Raw genomic sequence first — 19,276 nt, 5'->3', positions numbered from 1 at the left:
CGCGGTGGTCCCGGTTCCCGCCGGGACCACCGTCATCGTTCGCTGCCGGTGCGCGATTCCTTCTCCGCGACGAGCAGGTAGGCGACCATCAGCCGCTTCAGTTCGGCGACCGCTTCCGCGCTGCTCTGCTCGTCCTGCACCGAGAAGTTGAGCATCGAATAGACCACGTGCACCAGCACTTCGGCCATCATCGTGCGCCGCGCCCGCGGGGTGCGCGGGGTGAGCGGTCGCAGCATCTGCGACACGACCTCGGCGAACTGCTTCTCGTGGATAGCGCCCGTGGCCCGGGTGGACGGCGTGGACTGCATGGCGAGCCACACTTCCCGCCGGGACGGGTCGGTCATCCAGAGGTTGGCCAGGTGGTCGACGAACTGGTTCATGTGCCGCAGCCAGTCCAAGGACGGGATCTCGCCGTGGAAGTCGGCCAGCTCCTGGGAAACGGCAACCAGGTCTTGGCGGTTCAGCTCACAGACGATGACGTACTTGTTGGCGAAGAACTGATACAGCGTGCCGATCGGCACCTCCGCCCTGGCCGCCACCTCTTCACAGGTGAAGGACTCGAACCCGACCTCGACGAGCAGTTCCCTGGACGCCTGGAGTAAGGCGTCGAACTTTCGTTTGCTGCGTTCCTGCGTCGGCCGGCGTCGCGGCATGAGCTCCTGTGGGTCGTCCTGCAGCTCCAACGCAGGGTCCAGACGGTGCTTCGACCTGGCCTCCGCGCGTACTTCCACGCATCCAGGCTAACGGTAGGGACAAGCGTGCGATACGCGCATCCGCCGTTCGCGTCCCGGCGACTCGATTTCCGCTACCCATCCGTAACCGATGTGGTGCCGAACACTTACCGAGCGCGCGTGCATCGCGACGTGTGTTCCGAGCAGGGGAATCCATGGGGCTCATGGCTTTCGGCAAGCCCGTGAGCTCGGTCAATGCACAGAGGGAAGGCGTGATCAGTGGTGGCTGAATCTGTGGTGACTCTCGGCGTTTCGACCGAACGCGGTGCCGTGCACGCGGTGGCGCTGGCCGACGGCAAGAAGCTGGCCGACCGGGTGCTGCTGCGCCGGGTGGTGCGAACGGACGGGGACGGCAAGGCGGAGGTGGCCGCGGCGGTGGAGACGGCGCTCAGCGCGCTGACCGCCGGGCTCGGCGCGGAGCGGGAGGTCGGCGGCGTGGCGGTCGCCTACCGGGACCCCGCGGAGCGGCGCGCCATCGTGACCCGGCTGGCGGCCGGTCCGTGGCACAGCGCCTCGATGGTGTCGGTGAAATCGGCCCACCTGAGCGTGGCGAGCATGATGACCTGGCTCGACGCCTACGACAACCTGCTGATCTGCGAGGTGGTGCCTGGGTACCACGCGTTCACCCTGGTCGATCGCGGCCGCCGCCGGGTGCTCGCCGCGGTGGGGCAGGCGGGCCGGGCGACGCCGCGGTCGCTCGGTGTGAGCGTCGCGGCCACGGGGGAGCAACTGGAGGCGGCCGCCGCGCGACCCGACGCGGTGGCGCTGATCGGTTCGGCGGGCGCCGGGTCGGCGGTGCTGACGGCGGTCGAGACGTTCGGGGTGCCGGTGATCCCCTGCACCGTGGGGGCTTTCGCGTCGGCCGCCGGTGCGGCGTTGAGCGCGCGGCTGGAGCAGGACGGTTACGCCGGACCGGTGAGCGAGCCGCAGCGGGGGCGCGGCGGGGTGGCGGTGTTCGCCGCGGCCGGTGTGCTGGCCAGCGGAATGGTCGTCGGCGGGAGCTACCTGCTGAACGATTCCGCACAGCCGTTGCCGACCGTCGTCGCGGCGGACGCCCGGATCGAGGGCACCGGTGCGGGCCACGCGACCGAGCCGGTGCCGCTCGCGGACACCGAGGCGGACGGGTCGGTCGGCTCCGCCTCCACGGCTGGGGCGCAGCTGCCCCAGCACGGCTGGGGTGCTGCCCCGCGGAGTCTTCCGCTGCCGTTGGTCGCGGCCGACGCCACGGACGGGCCGGCGGCGGAGGCGGAGGGCACTGAGCCGCTGGTACCGGGTACCGGGCTCCCGTCCGATCGCAAGGTGGGCGCGCCCGACGGCGCGCTGCTGTTCCCCGGTGAGGCGCCGCCGCCCGCCGCGTTCACCCCGGAAGCCGCCGACTGGTGGGACGAGCATCTCCGTCTGATGGCGCAATGGGCCGCCCAGCAGGTCTGGCAGGCCTGAACCGAGCCGCAGGACGACCTCGGCCCGGTGTCCCTGCGGCGCCGGGCTTTTCGTCGTCCGCGCTACACCGACAGGTCGCGACGCAACTTGGCGACGTGCCCGGTGGCGCGGACGTTGTACTGCGCGACGGCGATCTTGCCCGCTTCGTCCACCAGGAAGGTCGAGCGGATGACGCCGACGACCGTCTTGCCGTACATGGTCTTCTCGCCGTACGCGCCCCAGGCGGTGAGCACGGTGCGGTCGGGATCCGACAGCAGCGGGAAGGTGAGCTGTTCCGCGTCGCGGAACTTGGCCAGCTTGGCGGGCTTGTCCGGCGAGATGCCCACCACGTCGATGCCCGCGCCGTCCAGGTCGGCCAGATTGTCGCGGAAGTCGCAGGCTTGCTTGGTGCAGCCGGGCGTGCTCGCGGCGGGGTAGAAGTACACGATCACCTTGCGACCGCGGTAGTCCGACAGCGAGACGTTCTTGCCGTCGGCGTCGGGGAGCGTGAAGCCGGGGGCGGTGTCGCCCGGGGAGAGTCGTTGGTTGGTGGTCACCTCCAGCACGGTATCCGAAGGCGGTGACCGGAGATCCTCGCGCGGCCGGTTGGCGCGGCGTGGCGGCGGATAGACTCGTCCGCGAGCCCCGGGTGCCGCACGGACGGCCGGACATGCGGCGTGATCGTGCACCGGGTGCGGCAATCGACAACAGGAGGGTGGAACGTGGCAAGGGATACCGAGCGGATCGAGCAGGAGATCGAGGCCGCCCGCACTCGGCTGGCGAGCACGCTCGACGAACTCGCGGTACGCGCGGACCCGCATCGCATCGCGGACGACACCAAGCAGATCGTGGTCGGGAAGCTGAACGAGCCGAAGGTGAAGTACAGCCTGATCGGCGCCGCCGCACTGGTGGTCGGGCTGGTGCTGCTCAAGATCTTCCGCTGAGCTGGAAATACGACGACACCCGGTGTGGCATCGCCCACCGGGTGTCGTCGTTTCGCGGTCGGTTCAGACCGTCGGGCAGGCGAAGCCGTCGCCGTCGGGATCCAGATGCGGCCCGAAGCCGGGTTCGCCGCGGAACAGCGGCGCACGGCCGGCGGCACGGGCGTCGTCGCAGTTGGCGAAGGCGCCACCGGCCGAACCGGTCTGCGACAGACCGGCCGAGCCGGTCGCGGCGGAGCCGGTGTCGACGGCCGAGGAGCCGGTTCCGGCGGATCCGGACGGAGGGGCGGCTAGGGCGGCGGGAGCCGCGAGAAAGGTCAATCCCGCGACGGCCGCGCTGACGGAGAGCCGGCGAACGTTCATGTATTCCTCTGTGTGGTTGCTGCGGTGGATGGGCGTCCGACCGGACGCCGCATCCACTGTTGTGACGGGCCGCTCTCTTGTCAACCTCGGGGGGATGGAACTAGGGCATTAGGGGATCGCGCCCATCGTCGTCGCTCAGGCGGTGGTCCCGGCGCCGCGGATGTGCTCCGCGGGGATGTTTCCCATGCGTCCGGCCTGGTAGTCCTCCATCGCTTCGATGATCTCGGCGCGAGTGTTCATCACGAACGGCCCGTACTGCACCACCGGTTCCCGGATCGGCTGTCCGCCGAGCAGCAACACTTCCAGCGCTCCGGTCCGATTGTCTTGGCGCGCATCGGCTGTCACGCTGATCGCGTCGCCGCGTCCGAAGACCGCCAGCTGTCCTTCGCGCAGCGGCCTGCGTTCCGCGCCGACGCCACCGCTGCCGGACAGCACGTACGCCATCGCCGTAAACTCTTGCGGCCACGGTGTTTCGAGGATCCCACCGGGCGTGATCGACGCGTGGGCGTAGGCGATCGGGGTGTAGGTCGATCCGGGACCGGTGAATCCGCCGACCTCCCCGGCGATGAGCCGCACCAGCGCGCCGCCGTCGTGCGAACTCACCAGGGTCAGTTCGCGTGCGCGCAGATCTTGATAGCGCGGCGTGGCGAACTTGAGCGCGCGCGGCAGGTTCACCCACAGCTGGATGCCGTGGAACCACCCGCCCGAGGCGACCATCGCCTCCGGCGGCACCTCGTCGTGCAGGATGCCGGAGCCCGCGGTCATCCACTGGGTGTCGCCTTCGCCGATGACGCCGCCGCCGCCGTGCGAGTCGTGGTGCACCATGGTGCCGTCGAGCATGTAGGTGACCGTCTCGAAGCCCCGGTGTGGATGCCAGGGCGCGCCTTTCGCCTCGTGCGGTTCGTAGGCGACCGGGCCCATCTGGTCGAGCAGGATGAAGGGATCGGCCGTGCGCAGATCCATGCTGGGGAACGGCCTGCGCACCTCGAATCCCGCGCCCTCACGTTGGGTGTGCGCGGTGACCACGCTTCGGACCGGCCGCTCGCGCAGGGTCGCGTCGGGGCGGGGCAGGCGGGGCAGAACCATGATGTCGGGAACGGTCACGGCGGGCATCGGAACCTCCTGAGGAGTTGGTGTCCATGTCAACCAACCGCGACTACACTTCATTCCCATGGTCCGGTGGTTGAGTGACGACGAGCAGGCGACTTGGCAGGCCTATGTGCGGCTGCGCCAGCGTTTGGACGGGGCGATTTCCGCCGGGCTGGCCGAGGACGGCCTGTCCCTGGCGGACTACGAGTTGATGGTGGCGTTGTCCGCCGCCCCGAACGGCTGTCTGCGCGCCAAGGAACTGGCCGCGGAGGTGTGCTGGGAGAAGAGCCGGTTGTCCAAGCATCTGGCCAGGATGGATGCGCGCGGCCTGGTCGAGCGGCGGCCCGCCGAGGAGGATGCGCGCGGCATCATCGTTCAGCTCACGCCGGAAGGGCGGGTGGCGCTGGAGCGAGCCGCCCCGAATCATGTCGATCTGGTCCGTCGCGTCTTCGTGGAGCCGATGACGGCGGACGAGGCTCAGGTGCTGCGCGCGCTGGCGGACAAGGTGATCGCCGAGGTGGAGCAAGTGACCGAACTCGGCGCGTGAGCGGCGGGATGGCGCCGAGCTACCCGGCGTCGGTGCCGTTTCTTCGCCGCCGCCACCACCGGCGGCGGGGACGAACTGTCACCTCGTCGGCCTGCGCTGGGGAAGGCGCTGCGCTCCGGCTGCTCGACTGCTCGCGCCTCGGCCGCGCGGCCCCGCGCGCGTTCCGCCACTGCTCGACGATCTCGTCCGCGTTCACCGGAGCGATCGGCACGAACGGTCCTTCCGGCATCCGCAGCCAGTCCACGATACGTTTGTTGAGCTCGCTCACGGCCGCCCGCACCTGGCGTTCGCTGGTCGCGTCGCGCACCTCGTCGGGCAGGTGCTCGATATCCCGTCGCAGCAGCAGCGACGGTGGCAGCAGCGCCTCGCTGCCGACGCCTTCGCGGCGCAGATATCCGCGCAGCCACCAGTCCTCGTCGTAAGCCGTGCCCGCCCCGGGGATCGGTTTGCCGGTGCCAGGGAGGTTGTCGAATTCGCCGCGCTCGGCCGCCTCGCGGATCTGCTTGTCGACCCACGATTCGAAGGTCTGCTTCGGCGGCTTGCGCTCGGTCATCGTGACGGCCGGGGCGGCGGGTGCATGGCACCACTCTACGGAAGTTTGTAGTAGACGTGGAAAGTATTGTGTCGCAACTATTTTAGAAACAATCAGGACCACGGCCGGATCGGCGGCTTCACCCAGAGCAGCTTCTCGTCGGTGTGCTCGCGCCGGGCAGCGGGATGCCCCGGATGGCGGGCGGCCCAGTCGTCCTTCTCCGCCAGCAGCCGCGCCACCGTTGTCCAGGTCTCGTCGGTGCTCGGCGGATTCGTCGCGGCGGCCCTGGCCAGTTTGCGCCGGACGGGCGCGGGCATCGCGAGCACCTCGGGACCGGTGATGCCGCGGTGCCAGAGATAGCTCGCCAGCCGTCGCGCTTTCTCGGCGCGGCTCTTGGCCGCCGCGTCGTTGTGTGCGTAGTCGGTCACGGGATGTCCACGGGGTCGCAGGTGCCTCGACCATAACGGACGCGGCCGGACGTCGTCCGTCGACGGCCTGCGCCTGGCCGAGGAGCACGGAGCTGCGCCCGGCCGCCGGGCCGGAAGGGCCGGAATACGCCGGCAGCCTCCCCATCCGTGGATGGGGAGGCTGCGTGGCGGTTGTGGCTCAGTACGCGCTGTTGACGTTGTCCATCGAGCCGTAGCGGTGCGCCGCGTAGTTGCAGGCGGCGACGATGTTGGCCACCGGATCCCAGATGTCGAAGGGCGTGCCCGCGACGTGGTAGGCGGCGAAGGTGGGGTCGATCACCTGCAGCAGGCCCTTGGACGGGATGCCCATGGCGGCGTTGGAGTCCCACAGGTTGATGGCCTGGGGGTTGCCGGTCGACTCACGCATGATGTTGCGGTGGATGCCCTCGTAGGTGCCGGGGATGCCGTTAGCCTGCATGATGTCCAGCGCCTGGCGGATCCAGCCGTCCAGGTTGTTCGCGTAGACCGGCGGGGCCGGGGCGGGCATCGGGGCCGGGACCGGCTCGGGGGCGGGAGCCGGAGCCGGAGCCGGAGCCGGAGCGGGCAACGGCGCCGGGATCGCCTCCGCGACCGGTGCGGCGGCCTGCTCGGCGACCGGAGCGGGCGCGGCCTCCGGCTGCTGCTCGGCCACCATGGCGATGCGAGACGGGACGCTGTCATCGGCAACGGACGCCGCGGAGCAGGCGGCCACGGCAACGACACCGGCGGCGGCGACCGCGACGGTGACGGTTTCGCGGAACGAGGGGCGGCGAAGGGTGGAAAGGCGTCTGTCAGGCATTGCGAATCGGTTCCTTGATCGGGGACTTACTCGATCCGGCCGCAGTTGGGCAGCACGGATCCTGCGGCGTACGCTCGTGGACGCGCGCCGAAAACGGCCATGTGCTGTTGTGTGGTTTTGTTGTGGGGGACGTTCACGTCCCCGGAACGCGACGCGGTTCGTGCGGCGCCGGATCGCCCTCGCTGGGGCTCGGCCGCGGTGTCGCGCGGGACTTCGCACCTCGATGCGAAGAGACGGGCGGAAGTAGGTTCGCGGGTCCGTTGCCGGATTCCGCTCCGCTGATCACTGGCGGGCAACTGCCTGCCGTGTGATCGTTACCGAATCGGTGTCTACAACTCCTCGGGCTGACCAAACTTCAGGTCGCTTTGTGACCTGATTGCAGAATGGTCACGCTTGGTTAACAGAGGGTGAACGAATCTTGAATGGCAGATGCTGTCGATCTTGGAAAGCCCAGGACGCGGTAGCCGAATCGTTATCCAAGCTGGGAGTTTGCTGCTAAACCTCTTGTGCTGTACATCACAGAACTTTTCGGCCGAATAGCTGGATTTCGGCCGCCTCGGGGGCGTACCGCTGTCCGAATTGAGACCACTGGGGCTTCTGGGAAAAAGCCCAGGTCACGGTCATGTCACGGCGGCTGGGCGCGCGGGGATGAAAAAACCGTGCCCTTGCCGACGAATACGGCAAGGGCACGGTTCTCGTGTTGTGCGCCATCAGGGACTCGAACCCCGAACCCGCTGATTAAGAGTCAGCTGCTCTGCCAATTGAGCTAATGGCGCGTGCTCCGTGTTCCGGTGCGGGACAAACCTTAACAGGCCAGGGCCGCAGAAGTGAAATCGTGCCCTGACCGGCGGTGATGCGATGCGCTCCCGCGCCGGTAACGCGGGGGATCGCCAGGGTGATCTACAGGTGGTAACGCTGCAGTGACGGACAAGGTGTTCACATTGGCGCGAACGTGACGCACTGGCAGAATGTCCGATTGTGGTTCCGACCGCCCGCGTACGCGGCGGGGTGAGCGGCGTGGCGGTCGGGAGACTTTGAAACGGGGTTGAAATGAGTGTTGGTCCAGGTCGGCACAAGCGCAAGCCGGCCGCACGTTGGTTGCGCACTATCGCGGGACCGGTGATCGTCGTCGCGGTCGCCGCACTGGCATCGACGGGATGTTCGGCGTCCGACGCCAAGGATGCGGCGCAGGTGGCCATCGACCGCAACCCCATCACGGAACTGATCAAGCCCAAGCTGCTGTCGCCGGTGAAGGACGGGGAGGTCGGCGTCTCGCCGGGCGTCCCGCTGGCGTTCAAGGTGGAGGATGGCAAATTCACCAACGTGACCTTGGTCAGCCCGCAGGGCAAGGCGGTGGAGGGCAAGCTCGCCGCCGACGGGCGGTCGTGGGAGACCACCGAGGTGCTCGGCTACGGCAAGACCTACCGATTGAAGGCCGACGCGATCGGGCTCGGCGGCGCGAACTCGGCGACGCTGAGCTTCACCACCAGTTCTCCCGGTAATCAGACCAAGCCCTACCTGGTCCCGGGCGAGGGCGAGGTGGTCGGTATCGGCCAGCCGGTGGCCGTCCAGTTCGACGAGAACATCCCCGATCGGAAGGCCGCGCAGTCGGCGATCAAGATCACCACGGAGCCGCCGGTGGAGGGCGCGTTCTACTGGGTGAACAATCGCGAGGTGCGATGGCGGCCGGAGCATTTCTGGGCGCCGGGGACGAAGGTCACCATCGACGTGAACGTCTATGGGCGTGATCTCGGCAACGGTCTGTTCGGGCAGGACAACATCCACTCGTTCTTCACCATCGGCGACGCCGTGATCTTCACCGCCGACGACAACACCAAGCAGGTGACGGTCGAGCAGAACGGTCAGGTGATCCGCACCATGCCGACCTCGATGGGCAAGGACAGCACGCCCACCGACAACGGCATCTACATCGTCGCCGACCGGCACGAGAAGATCATCATGGATTCCTCGACCTACGGCGTGGCGGTCAACTCGCCGGACGGGTACAAGACGCCGGTGGACTTCGCGACGCGACTGTCCTACAGCGGTATCTTCTTCCACTCGGCGCCGTGGTCGGTCGGTGCGCAGGGCTACAGCAACACCAGTCACGGCTGCCTGAACCTCAGCCCGGCGAATGCGCAGTGGGTCTTCCAGAACGCCAAACGCGGTGACATCACGATCGTGAAGAACACCGTGGGCGGCACCCTGTCCGGCGTGGACGGCTTGGGTGACTGGAACATCCCGTGGCCGGTCTGGAAGGCGGGCAACGCGGACGACAATCGCTGAGCCACAGCGGAACAACCAACGGGCCACCGGAGCGAATCCGGTGGCCCGTTCGGCGTTTCGGGGGCGTCAGGGCAGCATGTCGCAGCCCAACTGAGCGTCGCCCAGGATCGCGATCGCGCTGCCCGTGGCGGCGCACAGCAGCTTGCTGCCCGCCGAACCGCTGCCGGCGGAGCCCGTGGTGGCCAGGCCGCCGGCCGAGCCGCTCGACGCCGAACCGGACTCGGGCAGCGGGGGTAGCCCGATGCCCGCGACGGCGGTTCCGCTGGATCCGGTGAGGAGGGTGGCGCCGACGAAGGCCGCGATCACCGCAGAACGCATCACGAGGTGTGTCTTTCTGGTCGAACCGGGAGAGCGCCCCAGCGACGCCGTCCCCTGTGCACCGCAGTCTACGGAGGCGGGGCAGATTCTGGAGGGTATTCGTTTCACATTGTGCCGGCGCGGGAGCGGCGAAGGGATTGTGGCGCAACGAAAAAGCCCGGGTGACTCCGATCTCTCGGAGCCACCCGGGCTCGTGGGGTGAGCGACGGGACTCGAACCCGCGACAGCCAGGATCACAACCTGGTGCTCTACCAACTGAACTACGCTCACCATCGCCGGTAAGAACCGGCGGGCTAGATATTAGCGTGTCAACCCGCCCACTCCCTAATCGGCGTCTGGCGAGCCGTTGACCTGCGCCGATTCGGTCCGTTGTGCGGCGCTCTCGGAGACCTCGGCGGCGACTGCGGCGATTTCGGTGGTGGACGGACCGGGCGGCGCGACGAACACGGTTCGCCGGTAGTACTCCAGTTCCCGGATGGACTCCTGGATGTCGGCCAGCGCGCGATGGCTCAGGCCCTTCTCCGGCTGGCCGAAGTAGATGCGCGGGTACCAGCGGCGGCACAGTTCCTTGATCGAGCTCACGTCGACCATCCGGTAGTGCAGGTGGGCATCGAGCAGGGGCATGTCCCTGGCGATGAAACCGCGGTCGGTGGCGATCGAGTTACCGGCCAGCGGCACGGTGCGCGGGGTGGGGATGTACTCGCGGATGTAGTCGAGCACGCGCTGCTCGGCCTCTTCGAGGGTGACGGTGGAGCGGCGGACCTCGTCGGTCAGCCCGGAGCGCGCGTGCATCTCGGCGACCACCGCGGGCATCGCGGCCAGCGCGTCGTCGTCGGCGTGGATGACGATGTCCACGCCCTCGCCGAGGATGTTGAGATCGCTGTCGGTCACGAGTGCGGCCACCTCGATCAGCTTGTCGCTGTCCAAGCGCAAGCCGGTCATCTCGCAATCCATCCACACCATGTATTTGTCGGACACCCGTGCAACATTATCCGGGCGTGGGACCGGCGCCTGCGGTACGGCGCGGCAACCGTGTGGCAGCTGATCTCGCCCCGAAGCCGACCGGCGGGGATACAGTTCTCCCAGATCGGCACCCGGTGTTTTAGGTGCAGCAGCAAACATCGGGTAACGCAGTTCCGGCGGAGCCAGGACGGAGGACGCGCGATGACCACTCCTCAGGAGAAGGCGGCCGCGGCGCGCAAGGCGGCCGACGAAGCGGCGCGCATCGCGGCGGAGGCGGCCGCGGCCGCGGAGGCCGCGGAACGCGAGCTGGCCGAGCGGACCGCTACCGGAGCCGGTTCGGCAGCACGAGACGAACCGTCCATCGACGGAGAAGAGGCGTCCGCCGCGCAGGCGATCGCCGCGGGGTACGCCTTCGAGGGCGCTGCGCTGGAACTGGGCGCCGTCGTGGTCGATGGGACGGTGGATCCGGATGCGCGCGTGCGCATTCCCCTGCGGATGATGAACCGGCACGGTCTGGTGGCCGGAGCAACCGGCACGGGGAAGACGAAAACCCTCCAGGGCATCGCGGAGCAGCTGTCGAGCGCCGGGGTTCCGGTGGTGCTGGCCGATATCAAAGGCGACCTGTCGGGGCTGGCCGAACCGGGGCGGTCGGACGAGAGACTCGCGGCGCGATGCGCGGAGACCGGCGCCGCGGACTGGGCGCCGACCGGTTTCCCGACCGAGTTCGTCTCGCTGGGTACCACCGGGACGGGACTTCCGGTCCGCGCGACGATCAGCTCCTTCGGCCCGGTGCTGCTGAGCAAGGTGCTCGAGCTGAACGAGACGCAGGAGTCGACCCTCGGCTTGATCTTCCACTGGGCCGACCGCAACGGGCTCGCGCTGCTGGACCTGAAGGACCTGCGCGCCGTGATCACTCATCTGACCAGCCCCGAAGGCAAGGAGGACCTGAAGGGCATCGGCGGCGTCTCCGCGGCCACCGCCGGGGTGATTCTGCGCGCGCTGGTGAATCTGGAGGCGGGTGGCGGCGACACGTTCTTCGGCGAGCCCGAACTCGACCCGGCCGACTTGGTGCGCGTCGTGGACGGGAAGGGGGTGATCACGCTCTTCGAGCTGGGCGCTCGGGCGGCGCGGCCGGTGCTGTTCTCGACCTTCCTGATGTGGGTGCTCGCCGACTTGTTCCAGACGCTGCCCGAGGTCGGCGACGAGGACAAGCCCGTGTTGGTCTTCCTTTTCGACGAAGCCCACTTGTTGTTCGCCGACGCTTCGAAGGCGTTCCTGGATCAGGTGGAGCAAACCGTCAAACTGATCCGGTCCAAAGGGGTGGGTGTGTTCTTCTGCACCCAACTGCCCACCGACATCCCGAATCCGGTGCTCTCCCAGCTCGGCGCGCGTATCCAGCACGCGCTGCGCGCGTTCACCCCGGACGATCAGAAGGCGTTGTCCAAGACCGTCCGCACCTATCCCCGGACCGGCGTCTACGACTTGGAGCAGGCGCTGACCTCGCTCGGCACCGGCGAGGCCATCGTGACCGTGCTCTCCGAGCAGGGCGCACCGACGCCGGTGGCCTGGACCAGGCTGCGGCCGCCCCGGTCGCTGATGGACGCCATCGGCGCGGACGCGATCCGATCGCGGGCCCTGTCCAGCTCGCTGGCCTCGAAGTACGCCCGGACCATCGATCGGGAGTCGGCCTACGAACTGCTCGCCGCCAAGGTGGCCGGGGCATCGCCGGAGCCGGAGGCCGCATCCGTGCCCGGCCGCGCCGCGACCCGTGCGGAAGAGGATTCCGCGGCCGAGCGGATCATGAACAACCCCGCGGTGCGCGGCTTCCTGCGTTCGGCCGCCGAGGCGGCCGGCCGTCAGATCACCCGCAGCCTGTTCGGCACCAGGCGCCGCTGAGTGCGGCGGTGGTGGTCGCTGACGCTCAGTTGCCGAGCTTCTTGTAGAAAGCGCCGGCGATCGGAGCGGTGACCGCGCGTGGGCCGTATTGCCCCGCCACGCTCATTCCCTTGCTGATCAGGCCGGGGACCACGCGCATCTTGTTGCGGGCGAGCGCGTCGATGGAGACCTTGGCGGTGTATTCCGAGGAGACCCACATGAAGTCGGGCACCATCCGGTCGACGATGGACGCTTCGGCAGGATCGGGAGTATCGGTGCGGACCGGTCCGGGCGCCAACAGCGTGACGTGCACGCCCGAGCCTTTCAGCTCGCCGCGCAGCGATTCGGAGAAGGTGTTGGCGAACGCCTTGCTCGCGGCGTAGGTGGCGTTGTTCGGGATCGGCATGTTGCCCGCGGCCGACCCGCTGATCAAGATGCCGCCGCCGCGCCGGGCGAGCATGCCGGGCAGCACGGCCAGGGTCAGATCGTGCACGGCGACGGCGTTGAGCTCCATCTGCGCGCGCTCGTAGGCCGGGTCGAGTTCCGCGACCGCGCCGAAGGTCGCGATGCCCGCGTTGTTGCACAGCACGGCGATGTCGCGGCTCGCCAGTTCGTCCACCAGCACACCGCGCTGCTCGCGGTCGGCCAGGTCGACCGGGCGCACCTCGGCGGTGATGCCGTGGGCCAGGGTCAGCCGCTGCGCGAGCTCGGTGAGCAGCTCCTCGCGGCGGGCGACCAGGATCAGCGAGTAGCCGCGGGCGGCGAGTTCGGCGGCGAGCGCGGTACCGATGCCGGAGGAGGCGCCGGTGACGACCGCGCGGTTCTCGGAGGTGGGGGAGGGCAGGCTCACCCGGTGCAGCCTAGGCGATCCGGCGCGGTGGCCCGCCGCACGATCCCCGGCGAAGTCTCCGCGCCGCCCGATCACAGCCGGGCGGCGAGCCGGGTGCCCTGGTCGATGGCCCGTTTGGCGTCGAGTTCGGCGGCGAGTTCGGCGCCGCCGATGAGATGCAGGCTGACCCCCGCCGCGCGCAGCGGGGCCTCCAGGTCGCGCACGGATTCCTGGCCGGCGCAGACGACGATGTTGTCGACGGGAATCAGCTGGGGCCGTTGCCGTTTCTCGCCGAAGCTGATGTGCAGGCCGTTGTCGTCGATGCGTTCGTAGTTGACGCCGCCGAGCTGCTCGACGCCCTTGGCCTTCAGCGCGGCGCGGTGCACCCAGCCGGAGGTCTTGCCCAGGTCCTTGCCGAACGGAGTCGTCTTGCGTTGCAGCAGAACGACTTCCCGCGCCGCGGGAGCGGGTCTGGGCGCGGTGAGCTGCCCGGGGACCTGCTCGTCGTCGGAGGTGACGCCCCACTCTTCCTTCCACTCGTCCAGCTTGAGCGTGGGATGGCCTTCCACGGTCAGGAATTCGCTGACGTCGTAGCCGATGCCGCCCGCCCCGATCACCGCGACGCGCTTGCCGACCGGCCTCTCCTCCCGGACCAGCTGCGCGTAGGACAGCACCATGGGGTGATCGATACCGGGGATGTCGGGGATGCGCGGCTGCACGCCGGTGGCCAGCACCACCTCGTCGTAGCCTCCGGCGATGAGTTCGTCCGCGCCGACCCGCTTGTTCAGATGCACTGTGACGCCGGTGCGCTCGAGCATCCGGTTGTAGTAGCGGATCGACTCGCTGAACTCCTCCTTGCCCGGGATGCGGCGTGCGATGTCGAACTGGCCGCCGATCTTGTCGTCGGCCTCGAACAGGTCGACGCGGTGGCCGCGTTCGGCGAGGTTCACCGCCGCCGAGAGACCGGCCGGGCCCGCGCCGACCACCGCGATGCGCTTGCTCCGGCGGGTCGGCAGCAGCTTCAGTTCGGTCTCGTGACCCGCGCGCGGGTTGAGCAGGCACGACACGGTCTTGTGCTGGAAGGCGTGGTCGAGGCACGCCTGGTTGCAGGCGATGCAGGTGTTGATCTCGTCGACGCGGTCCTGCGCGGCCTTGTTCACCCACTCCGGATCGGACAGGAACGGACGCGCCAGCGAAACGAGGTGGGCGTCACCGCGAGTCAGGATCTCCTCGGCCACCTCCGGCATGTTGATCCGATTGGACGCGCAGACCGGTATGCCCACCCGCGCGGTGATCTTCGCGGTGAACTCGACGAAGGCGGCGCGGGGCACCGAGGTCACGATGGTGGGCACGCGCGCCTCGTGCCAGCCGATGTCGGTGTTCAGGATGTTCACCCCGGCGGCTTCGAGTTCTTGTGCCAGCGCGACGATCTCGTCGAAGGTCTGCCCCTTCTCCACCAGCTCGGCCATGGACAGCCGGAACACGATGATGAAGTCCGGGCCGACGGCGGCGCGGGTGCGGCGCACGATCTCGACCGCGATCCGGCGCCGGTTCTCCGGCGATCCGCCCCACGCGTCGGTGCGCTTGTTGGTGCGCGGCGCGAGGAACTGGTTGATGAAATAGCCTTCGCCGCCCATGATCTCGCAGCCGTCGTATCCGGCGAACTGAGCGAGTTTCGCGCAGCGGGCGTAATCGTCGATGGTGCGCTCGATGCCCTTGGCCGACAGAGCGCGCGGCCGGAACGGGTTGATGGGCGCCTTGATCGATGACGCCGACACGCTGCCCGGCATGTAGGAGTAGCGGCCCGCGTGCAGGATCTGGATGGCGATCTTGCCGCCATGGGCGTGCACCGCTTTCGTGATCGTGCGATGCCGGTACGCCTCGGTTTTGTTGGTCAGCTTGGCGCCGAACGGCAGCAGCCAGCCCGCGCGATTGGGCGCGTAGCCGCCGGTGATGATCAGGCCCGCGCCGCCGCGTGCGCGTTCGGCGAAATAGGCGGCCAGTTTGTTGGTGTCCCAGGCGCGGTCCTCCAGCCCGGTGTGCATCGACCCCATGACCACTCGATTGCGCAAGGTCGTGAAGCCGAGATCGAGCGGCTCGAACAGATGGGGGAAGGAGCTCATGGGTGAGGTCGCCTTTCTCCGTCAACCGCGTGCGGGGCTGATGCGCGCGGGTGCAGTGCTTGCAGAACTTCGTCGCACCATTCGACGAACCCCGACTCCACGCGAATGCCCGCGCGCAGGACGAGGTACTGGTGCAGGGCTGTCCCGCCGAGCCGGTCGGGGGCGGGGAAGTCGCGTTTCTCGATGTGCCGGTACAGCTCGAGGCGCTGGGCGTGCTGGTCGCGATGGCGGGCCACTTCGGCGCGCAAAGCGGTGATGTCTCCGTACGCGGCCGCGCGGATCTTCACCGCGAGCTCGTTGCGCGGGGTGCCCGAATCGCTCGGTGCGGCGATCCAGCGCGCGAGTTCGGCGCGGCCGGCCTCGCTCACCGAGTACACCTTCTTGTCCGGCCTGCCTTCCTGCGCCACTGATTCACCGTCGACCCAGCCGGATTCCTCCATGCGTTTGAGGACGCGATAGATCTGCTGGTGGGTCGCGCTCCAGAAGTAGCCGATGGACTTGTCGAAGCGGCGCGCCAGCTCGTACCCCGAGCCGGCGCGCTCGGTCAGCGATACCAGCAACGCATGCTCGAGTGCCATGCGGTGAGGATAGCCGTGACATCCGGTACTATGCAACTAGGTGCATAGCAGGCCCTGCGTGAACCAGGGTCCGTTGCGATTTCCGCCGCACTCGCGACGGTCGCGCGCATTAAGCTGCGCGGCATGACCGAGGTGAACGCCCGGGCGACAGTAGGACAGGCCGCCGGGCGCGGGCAGGTGGTGGCGTGGGGGCTGTGGGACTGGGGGTCTTCGGCATTCAACGCCGTGATTCTCACGTTCGTGTTCTCGGTGTACCTCACCGACAAAGTCGGCGACGACCTACCCGGCGACGTCTCCGCCAGCGCGTGGCTGGGGTGGGCCTTGGGCCTCGCGGGCCTGATCGTCGCGTTGACCGCGCCGATCAGCGGACAGCGGTTCGACGCGTCCGCGAAGCGCAAACGCTCCCTCGGCGCGCTGACCGCGCTCACCATCGCGGCGATGACGCTGATGTTCTTCGTGCACGACGACTATCGCGACCTGTGGCTCGGTCTGGTGCTGCTGGCGTTCGCGTCGGCCTGCTTCGAGCTGGCCAATGTGCCCTACAACGCGATGCTGCGGCAGGTCTCCACGCCCGCGACGGTCGGCCGGGTCTCCGGATTCGGCTGGGCCATGGGCTATTTCGGCGGCATCTTCCTGCTGCTCATCTGCTACTTCGGCTTCATCGCGGGAGAGGGCGACAATCGCGGATTGCTCGGCGTGCCCACCGACCAGGGACTGAACATCCGCTTGGTCGCCGTGCTGGCCGCCGTCTGGTTCGCCGCGTTCGCGTTGCCGGTGCTGTTCGCGGTCCCGGAACTGCCGCGCACCGGCGCCGATCCCGGCGCGGCGAGCGCCGGATTCCTCGGCTCGTACCGGGTGCTGTGGCGGGACCTGCGCGAGCTGGGGCGCATCGACCCGCGCACGGTCGGGTTCCTGGTGGCCAGCGCAGTGTTCCGGGACGGTCTCGCCGGAGTGTTCACCTTCGGCGCGGTGCTCGCCGTGCGCGTCTACGGCATCGCCGACTCCGATGTGCTGCTGTTCGGCATAGCGGCCAATGTCGTCGCGGCGCTGGGCGCGATCGTCGCGGGGCGTTTCGACGACCGGAACGGCCCGAAGGTCGTCATCGTGGTGTCGCTGTCGGCGATGCTGGTGTGCGGGCTGGCGCTGCTCGTGGTGTCCGGACCGCTGATGTTCTGGATCTTCGGGTTGTTGCTCACCGTTTTCGTCGGTCCCGCGCAGGCGGCGGCGCGGTCGTTCCTGGCCCGCCTCGCGCCGCCGGGCCGTGAGGGTCAGCTGTTCGGCTTGTACACGACCACCGGGCGCGCGGTGTCTTTCCTCGCGCCGAGCCTGTTCGGCGCGTTCGTCTGGCTGTTCGACGCCGACCGCGCGGGCATCGCGGGCCTGCTGATCGTGCTCGCGGCGGGATTGGCGATGCTGCTGCCGCTGCGGTCGCCGGAACCGGTCGCCGTCGTCCGTGGCGACGCCGAGGGGCCCCGCCCGGCCGAGTGAGGCGCGCACGCGGCCCGGATCAGCGCCGCCCGGGTGGCCGCCAGCCGCCCATGCCGAGAGCGATCAATCGCATCTGCTGGACGGTGCGGTCGATGATCGCCTGTGCGTCGCGCGGCGCGGCCGACACATAGGCGGCGATTCCGTCGGTCACCGTGGTGACCATGAGATCGGCGGCGATCTCGAGGTCGCGCGGCGTCCAGGAGTCCAGGGCCCGGATCCGGGACAGATCGGCGACGAGCTCGCGCACGATCAGCTGGATCTCCCTGGCGATGGCCGTGCGCAGCGCCGCGGACCCGCCGTGGCGCTCCCTGGTGAGGAAGCCGAACAGCTCACGCTTGGGGCCCACCTGTGCGAATACGAAGCGCACCGTGTCCGACAGGCTCGCGTCCGCGTTGCGGCGGACCTCGCGCAGCGCCAGTCGCAGCGCGGTGACGCCGTCGTCGACCAAGGTGGCGCCGAGGTCCTCCAGCGACGCGAAGTGCCGGTAGAACGCCGTCGGCACGATGCCGGCCGAGCGCGCGATCTCACGCAGGCTGAGCGCGGCGAATCCGCGCTCGGCGGCCAGCGCGAGGGTGCCGTCCAGGAGTGCCTGCCTGGTCCGCTCCTTGCGCTCGCCTCGGGTAGCTGCCTGCTCATTCATCCCGGTGAGCATACATCCGTTCACCATTTGACCTATCCGTAGATGTAGTTCGAGTCACATGTTTCGCCGGTTGACACCTGGCCCGGGTCATCGGTCACACTAGTTGAGTGTACAGACGTGCACTGAAAACAGGTCGCACGTCGTCAGCCCGACAAGAGGCACGGAGAACTAATGGTGGATCTCATCAACCTGGTGCAGACCCTGACCTCGCCACACCCGCTGGACCGGTATCTGGAGCTGGTCCGCCCCACCCTCACGGTGCGGGACATGCGGGCCGAAATCACGCACGTCCGCCGCTCGGCGCCGGGCTCGGTCACGCTCACGCTGCGCCCGACCCGGCAGTGGAAGGGCCACGCCGCCGGGCAATACGTCCAGATCGGCGTGGTGATCGACGGTGTGCGGCACACGCGGTGCTATTCGCCGGTCAATCCGGAAAGCAGGCGGGATCGCCACATCCAGCTGACCGTGAAAGCGCATCCGGGCGGCCTGGTCTCGCAGTACCTGTACCACCACGCCACCGCGGGCATGGTGGTCGACCTGACGCCCGCCGACGGCGTGTTCCGGTTGCCCGCGCCGCGGCCGCAGCGTTTGCTGCTGATCAGCGGGGGCAGCGGCATCACGCCGGTGCTGTCCATGCTGCGCACGCTCGCCGCGGAGGACCATCCGGGGGAGGTCGTGTTCCTGCACTACGCGAAGTCGCCCGCGGTGCTCCCGCACCGAGCGGAACTGGACGCGATCGCCCAGCGGCACCCGAACTTTCGCATCGAGCTGCGTTATCCGCACCGCACCCGCGACGTGACGGGCGTGGATCCCGCCGCGCCGTGGGTCGACCTGCACCAGCCGAAGGGCAGCGGATACTTCGACTACGACGAACTGGAGCGCGTCGCGCCGTGGTTCGCCGACGCGCAGACCTACGTCTGCGGTCCGCAGTCGCTGATGGACGCGGTGCGCACGATCTATCAGGCCGAGCAGCTGGAGGACCGGCTGCACACCGAGGAGTTCACACTCTCGCTCGCCCCGGCCGACGCCGCGGACGCGCAGGGCACCGTCGACTTCTCGGCCAGTGGCGTGAGCGCGCCGAACAACGGCGCGACGCTGCTCGAACAGGCCGAATCCGCCGGGCTCAGTCCCGAGTACGGCTGCCGCATGGGGATCTGTTTCTCCTGCACCGCGGTGCGCCGCTCCGGGTGCACGCGCAATCTGCGCACCGGCGAGACCGACAGCGACCCCGACCAGCCGATCCAGCTGTGCATCAGCGCGCCGGTCGGCGACGTCGAGATCGACATCTGAAGAACGAAGGGGAGCCAAT

The 19,276-nt window shown here is 68.8% G+C and carries 20 protein-coding genes and 2 tRNA genes; 7 read left to right on the top strand and 15 right to left on the bottom strand.

Annotated elements, in window-relative coordinates:
• Nucleotides 1–32: 32 nt before the first annotated feature.
• The gene (locus QMG86_RS24810) at nucleotides 33–653 is read right to left on the bottom strand and encodes a TetR/AcrR family transcriptional regulator (RefSeq protein WP_223522150.1); all 621 of its coding nucleotides are present in this window, start codon (nucleotides 651–653) and stop codon (nucleotides 33–35) included.
• A gap of 297 nt (nucleotides 654–950) precedes the next feature.
• On the opposite strand from QMG86_RS24810, the gene QMG86_RS24805 reads away from it, so the two are divergent.
• Complete coding sequence (locus QMG86_RS24805; RefSeq protein ID WP_281875071.1) at nucleotides 951–2,171, top strand: hypothetical protein; 1,221 nt, start codon at nucleotides 951–953, stop codon at nucleotides 2,169–2,171.
• Between the two features lie 62 nt (nucleotides 2,172–2,233).
• On the opposite strand, the gene bcp is transcribed toward QMG86_RS24805, so the two are convergent.
• Nucleotides 2,234–2,707, bottom strand: a complete 474-nt coding sequence (gene bcp / locus QMG86_RS24800) for a thioredoxin-dependent thiol peroxidase (RefSeq protein ID WP_281875070.1) — start codon at nucleotides 2,705–2,707, stop codon at nucleotides 2,234–2,236.
• Nucleotides 2,708–2,872: 165 nt separating this feature from the next.
• Between bcp and QMG86_RS24795 the strand changes: the two genes are divergently transcribed.
• The gene (locus tag QMG86_RS24795; protein WP_040865367.1) at nucleotides 2,873–3,094 is read left to right on the top strand and encodes a DUF3618 domain-containing protein; all 222 of its coding nucleotides are present in this window, start codon (nucleotides 2,873–2,875) and stop codon (nucleotides 3,092–3,094) included.
• 63 nt (nucleotides 3,095–3,157) lie between these two features.
• Here the strand turns inward: QMG86_RS24795 and QMG86_RS24790 are convergent, their stop codons facing one another.
• A complete protein-coding gene (locus QMG86_RS24790; RefSeq protein WP_195077436.1) occupies nucleotides 3,158–3,454 on the bottom strand; it encodes an excalibur calcium-binding domain-containing protein in 297 nt (98 codons plus the stop codon).
• A gap of 135 nt (nucleotides 3,455–3,589) precedes the next feature.
• Complete coding sequence (locus tag QMG86_RS24785; RefSeq protein ID WP_281875068.1) at nucleotides 3,590–4,567, bottom strand: pirin family protein; 978 nt, start codon at nucleotides 4,565–4,567, stop codon at nucleotides 3,590–3,592.
• 58 nt (nucleotides 4,568–4,625) lie between these two features.
• On the opposite strand from QMG86_RS24785, the gene QMG86_RS24780 reads away from it, so the two are divergent.
• On the top strand, nucleotides 4,626–5,090 hold the full coding sequence (locus tag QMG86_RS24780) for a MarR family winged helix-turn-helix transcriptional regulator (RefSeq protein WP_195084787.1): 465 nt from the start codon (nucleotides 4,626–4,628) through the stop codon (nucleotides 5,088–5,090).
• Nucleotides 5,091–5,109: 19 nt separating this feature from the next.
• On the opposite strand, the gene QMG86_RS24775 is transcribed toward QMG86_RS24780, so the two are convergent.
• The 4 genes from QMG86_RS24775 to QMG86_RS24760 form a co-directional block, all read right to left on the bottom strand.
• Nucleotides 5,110–5,643, bottom strand: coding sequence for a DnaJ family domain-containing protein (locus QMG86_RS24775; protein ID WP_357440756.1), 534 nt, complete (start codon nucleotides 5,641–5,643; stop codon nucleotides 5,110–5,112).
• Between the two features lie 92 nt (nucleotides 5,644–5,735).
• A complete protein-coding gene (locus QMG86_RS24770) occupies nucleotides 5,736–6,050 on the bottom strand; it encodes a hypothetical protein (RefSeq protein WP_281875066.1) in 315 nt (104 codons plus the stop codon).
• A gap of 178 nt (nucleotides 6,051–6,228) precedes the next feature.
• Nucleotides 6,229–6,867 (bottom strand): transglycosylase SLT domain-containing protein, encoded by a 639-nt coding sequence (locus QMG86_RS24765; RefSeq protein WP_281875065.1) that lies wholly within the window; start codon nucleotides 6,865–6,867, stop codon nucleotides 6,229–6,231.
• A 703-nt stretch (nucleotides 6,868–7,570) separates the two neighbouring features.
• Nucleotides 7,571–7,643 (bottom strand) — tRNA-Lys (locus QMG86_RS24760).
• Between the two features lie 274 nt (nucleotides 7,644–7,917).
• Here QMG86_RS24760 and QMG86_RS24755 point away from each other — a divergent pair.
• Nucleotides 7,918–9,153, top strand: coding sequence for a L,D-transpeptidase (locus QMG86_RS24755; RefSeq protein WP_281875064.1), 1,236 nt, complete (start codon nucleotides 7,918–7,920; stop codon nucleotides 9,151–9,153).
• A gap of 66 nt (nucleotides 9,154–9,219) precedes the next feature.
• Here the strand turns inward: QMG86_RS24755 and QMG86_RS24750 are convergent, their stop codons facing one another.
• From QMG86_RS24750 to orn, 3 genes are all read right to left on the bottom strand, one after another.
• Complete coding sequence (locus QMG86_RS24750; protein WP_281875063.1) at nucleotides 9,220–9,471, bottom strand: hypothetical protein; 252 nt, start codon at nucleotides 9,469–9,471, stop codon at nucleotides 9,220–9,222.
• Nucleotides 9,472–9,665: 194 nt separating this feature from the next.
• A tRNA-His gene (locus QMG86_RS24745) sits at nucleotides 9,666–9,741 on the bottom strand.
• A 54-nt stretch (nucleotides 9,742–9,795) separates the two neighbouring features.
• Nucleotides 9,796–10,434, bottom strand: coding sequence for an oligoribonuclease (gene orn, locus QMG86_RS24740; RefSeq protein ID WP_434085652.1), 639 nt, complete (start codon nucleotides 10,432–10,434; stop codon nucleotides 9,796–9,798).
• Nucleotides 10,435–10,635: 201 nt separating this feature from the next.
• Here orn and QMG86_RS24735 point away from each other — a divergent pair, with 201 nt between their 5' ends.
• A complete protein-coding gene (locus tag QMG86_RS24735) occupies nucleotides 10,636–12,330 on the top strand; it encodes a helicase HerA-like domain-containing protein (protein ID WP_281875061.1) in 1,695 nt (564 codons plus the stop codon).
• Nucleotides 12,331–12,355: 25 nt separating this feature from the next.
• On the opposite strand, the gene cmrA is transcribed toward QMG86_RS24735, so the two are convergent.
• The 3 genes from cmrA to QMG86_RS24720 form a co-directional block, all read right to left on the bottom strand.
• Complete coding sequence (cmrA, locus tag QMG86_RS24730) at nucleotides 12,356–13,159, bottom strand: mycolate reductase (protein WP_281875060.1); 804 nt, start codon at nucleotides 13,157–13,159, stop codon at nucleotides 12,356–12,358.
• 71 nt (nucleotides 13,160–13,230) lie between these two features.
• Entirely contained in the window at nucleotides 13,231–15,261 is a 2,031-nt protein-coding gene (locus QMG86_RS24725) for an NADPH-dependent 2,4-dienoyl-CoA reductase (RefSeq protein WP_281875059.1), read from the bottom strand.
• The gene (locus tag QMG86_RS24720; RefSeq protein ID WP_281875058.1) at nucleotides 15,258–15,839 is read right to left on the bottom strand and encodes a PadR family transcriptional regulator; all 582 of its coding nucleotides are present in this window, start codon (nucleotides 15,837–15,839) and stop codon (nucleotides 15,258–15,260) included. Before QMG86_RS24720 ends, QMG86_RS24725 begins: the two co-directional genes overlap by 4 nt.
• Nucleotides 15,840–15,962: 123 nt before the next feature.
• Between QMG86_RS24720 and QMG86_RS24715 the strand changes: the two genes are divergently transcribed.
• The gene (locus tag QMG86_RS24715; protein ID WP_281875057.1) at nucleotides 15,963–17,327 is read left to right on the top strand and encodes an MFS transporter; all 1,365 of its coding nucleotides are present in this window, start codon (nucleotides 15,963–15,965) and stop codon (nucleotides 17,325–17,327) included.
• 19 nt (nucleotides 17,328–17,346) lie between these two features.
• Here QMG86_RS24715 and QMG86_RS24710 read toward each other — a convergent pair whose 3' ends face one another.
• Complete coding sequence (locus tag QMG86_RS24710) at nucleotides 17,347–17,967, bottom strand: TetR family transcriptional regulator (protein ID WP_281875056.1); 621 nt, start codon at nucleotides 17,965–17,967, stop codon at nucleotides 17,347–17,349.
• 171 nt (nucleotides 17,968–18,138) lie between these two features.
• Between QMG86_RS24710 and QMG86_RS24705 the strand changes: the two genes are divergently transcribed.
• Entirely contained in the window at nucleotides 18,139–19,257 is a 1,119-nt protein-coding gene (locus QMG86_RS24705) for a ferredoxin reductase (RefSeq protein WP_281875055.1), read from the top strand.
• The last annotated feature ends 19 nt before the right edge of the window (nucleotides 19,258–19,276 follow it).

The sequence above is a fragment of the Nocardia sputorum genome, assembly GCF_027924405.1.
Classification (GTDB): domain Bacteria; phylum Actinomycetota; class Actinomycetes; order Mycobacteriales; family Mycobacteriaceae; genus Nocardia; species Nocardia sputorum.
Note: the sequence above shows the minus strand (reverse complement) of the source record. Positions and strands in the feature narration are given on the sequence as shown.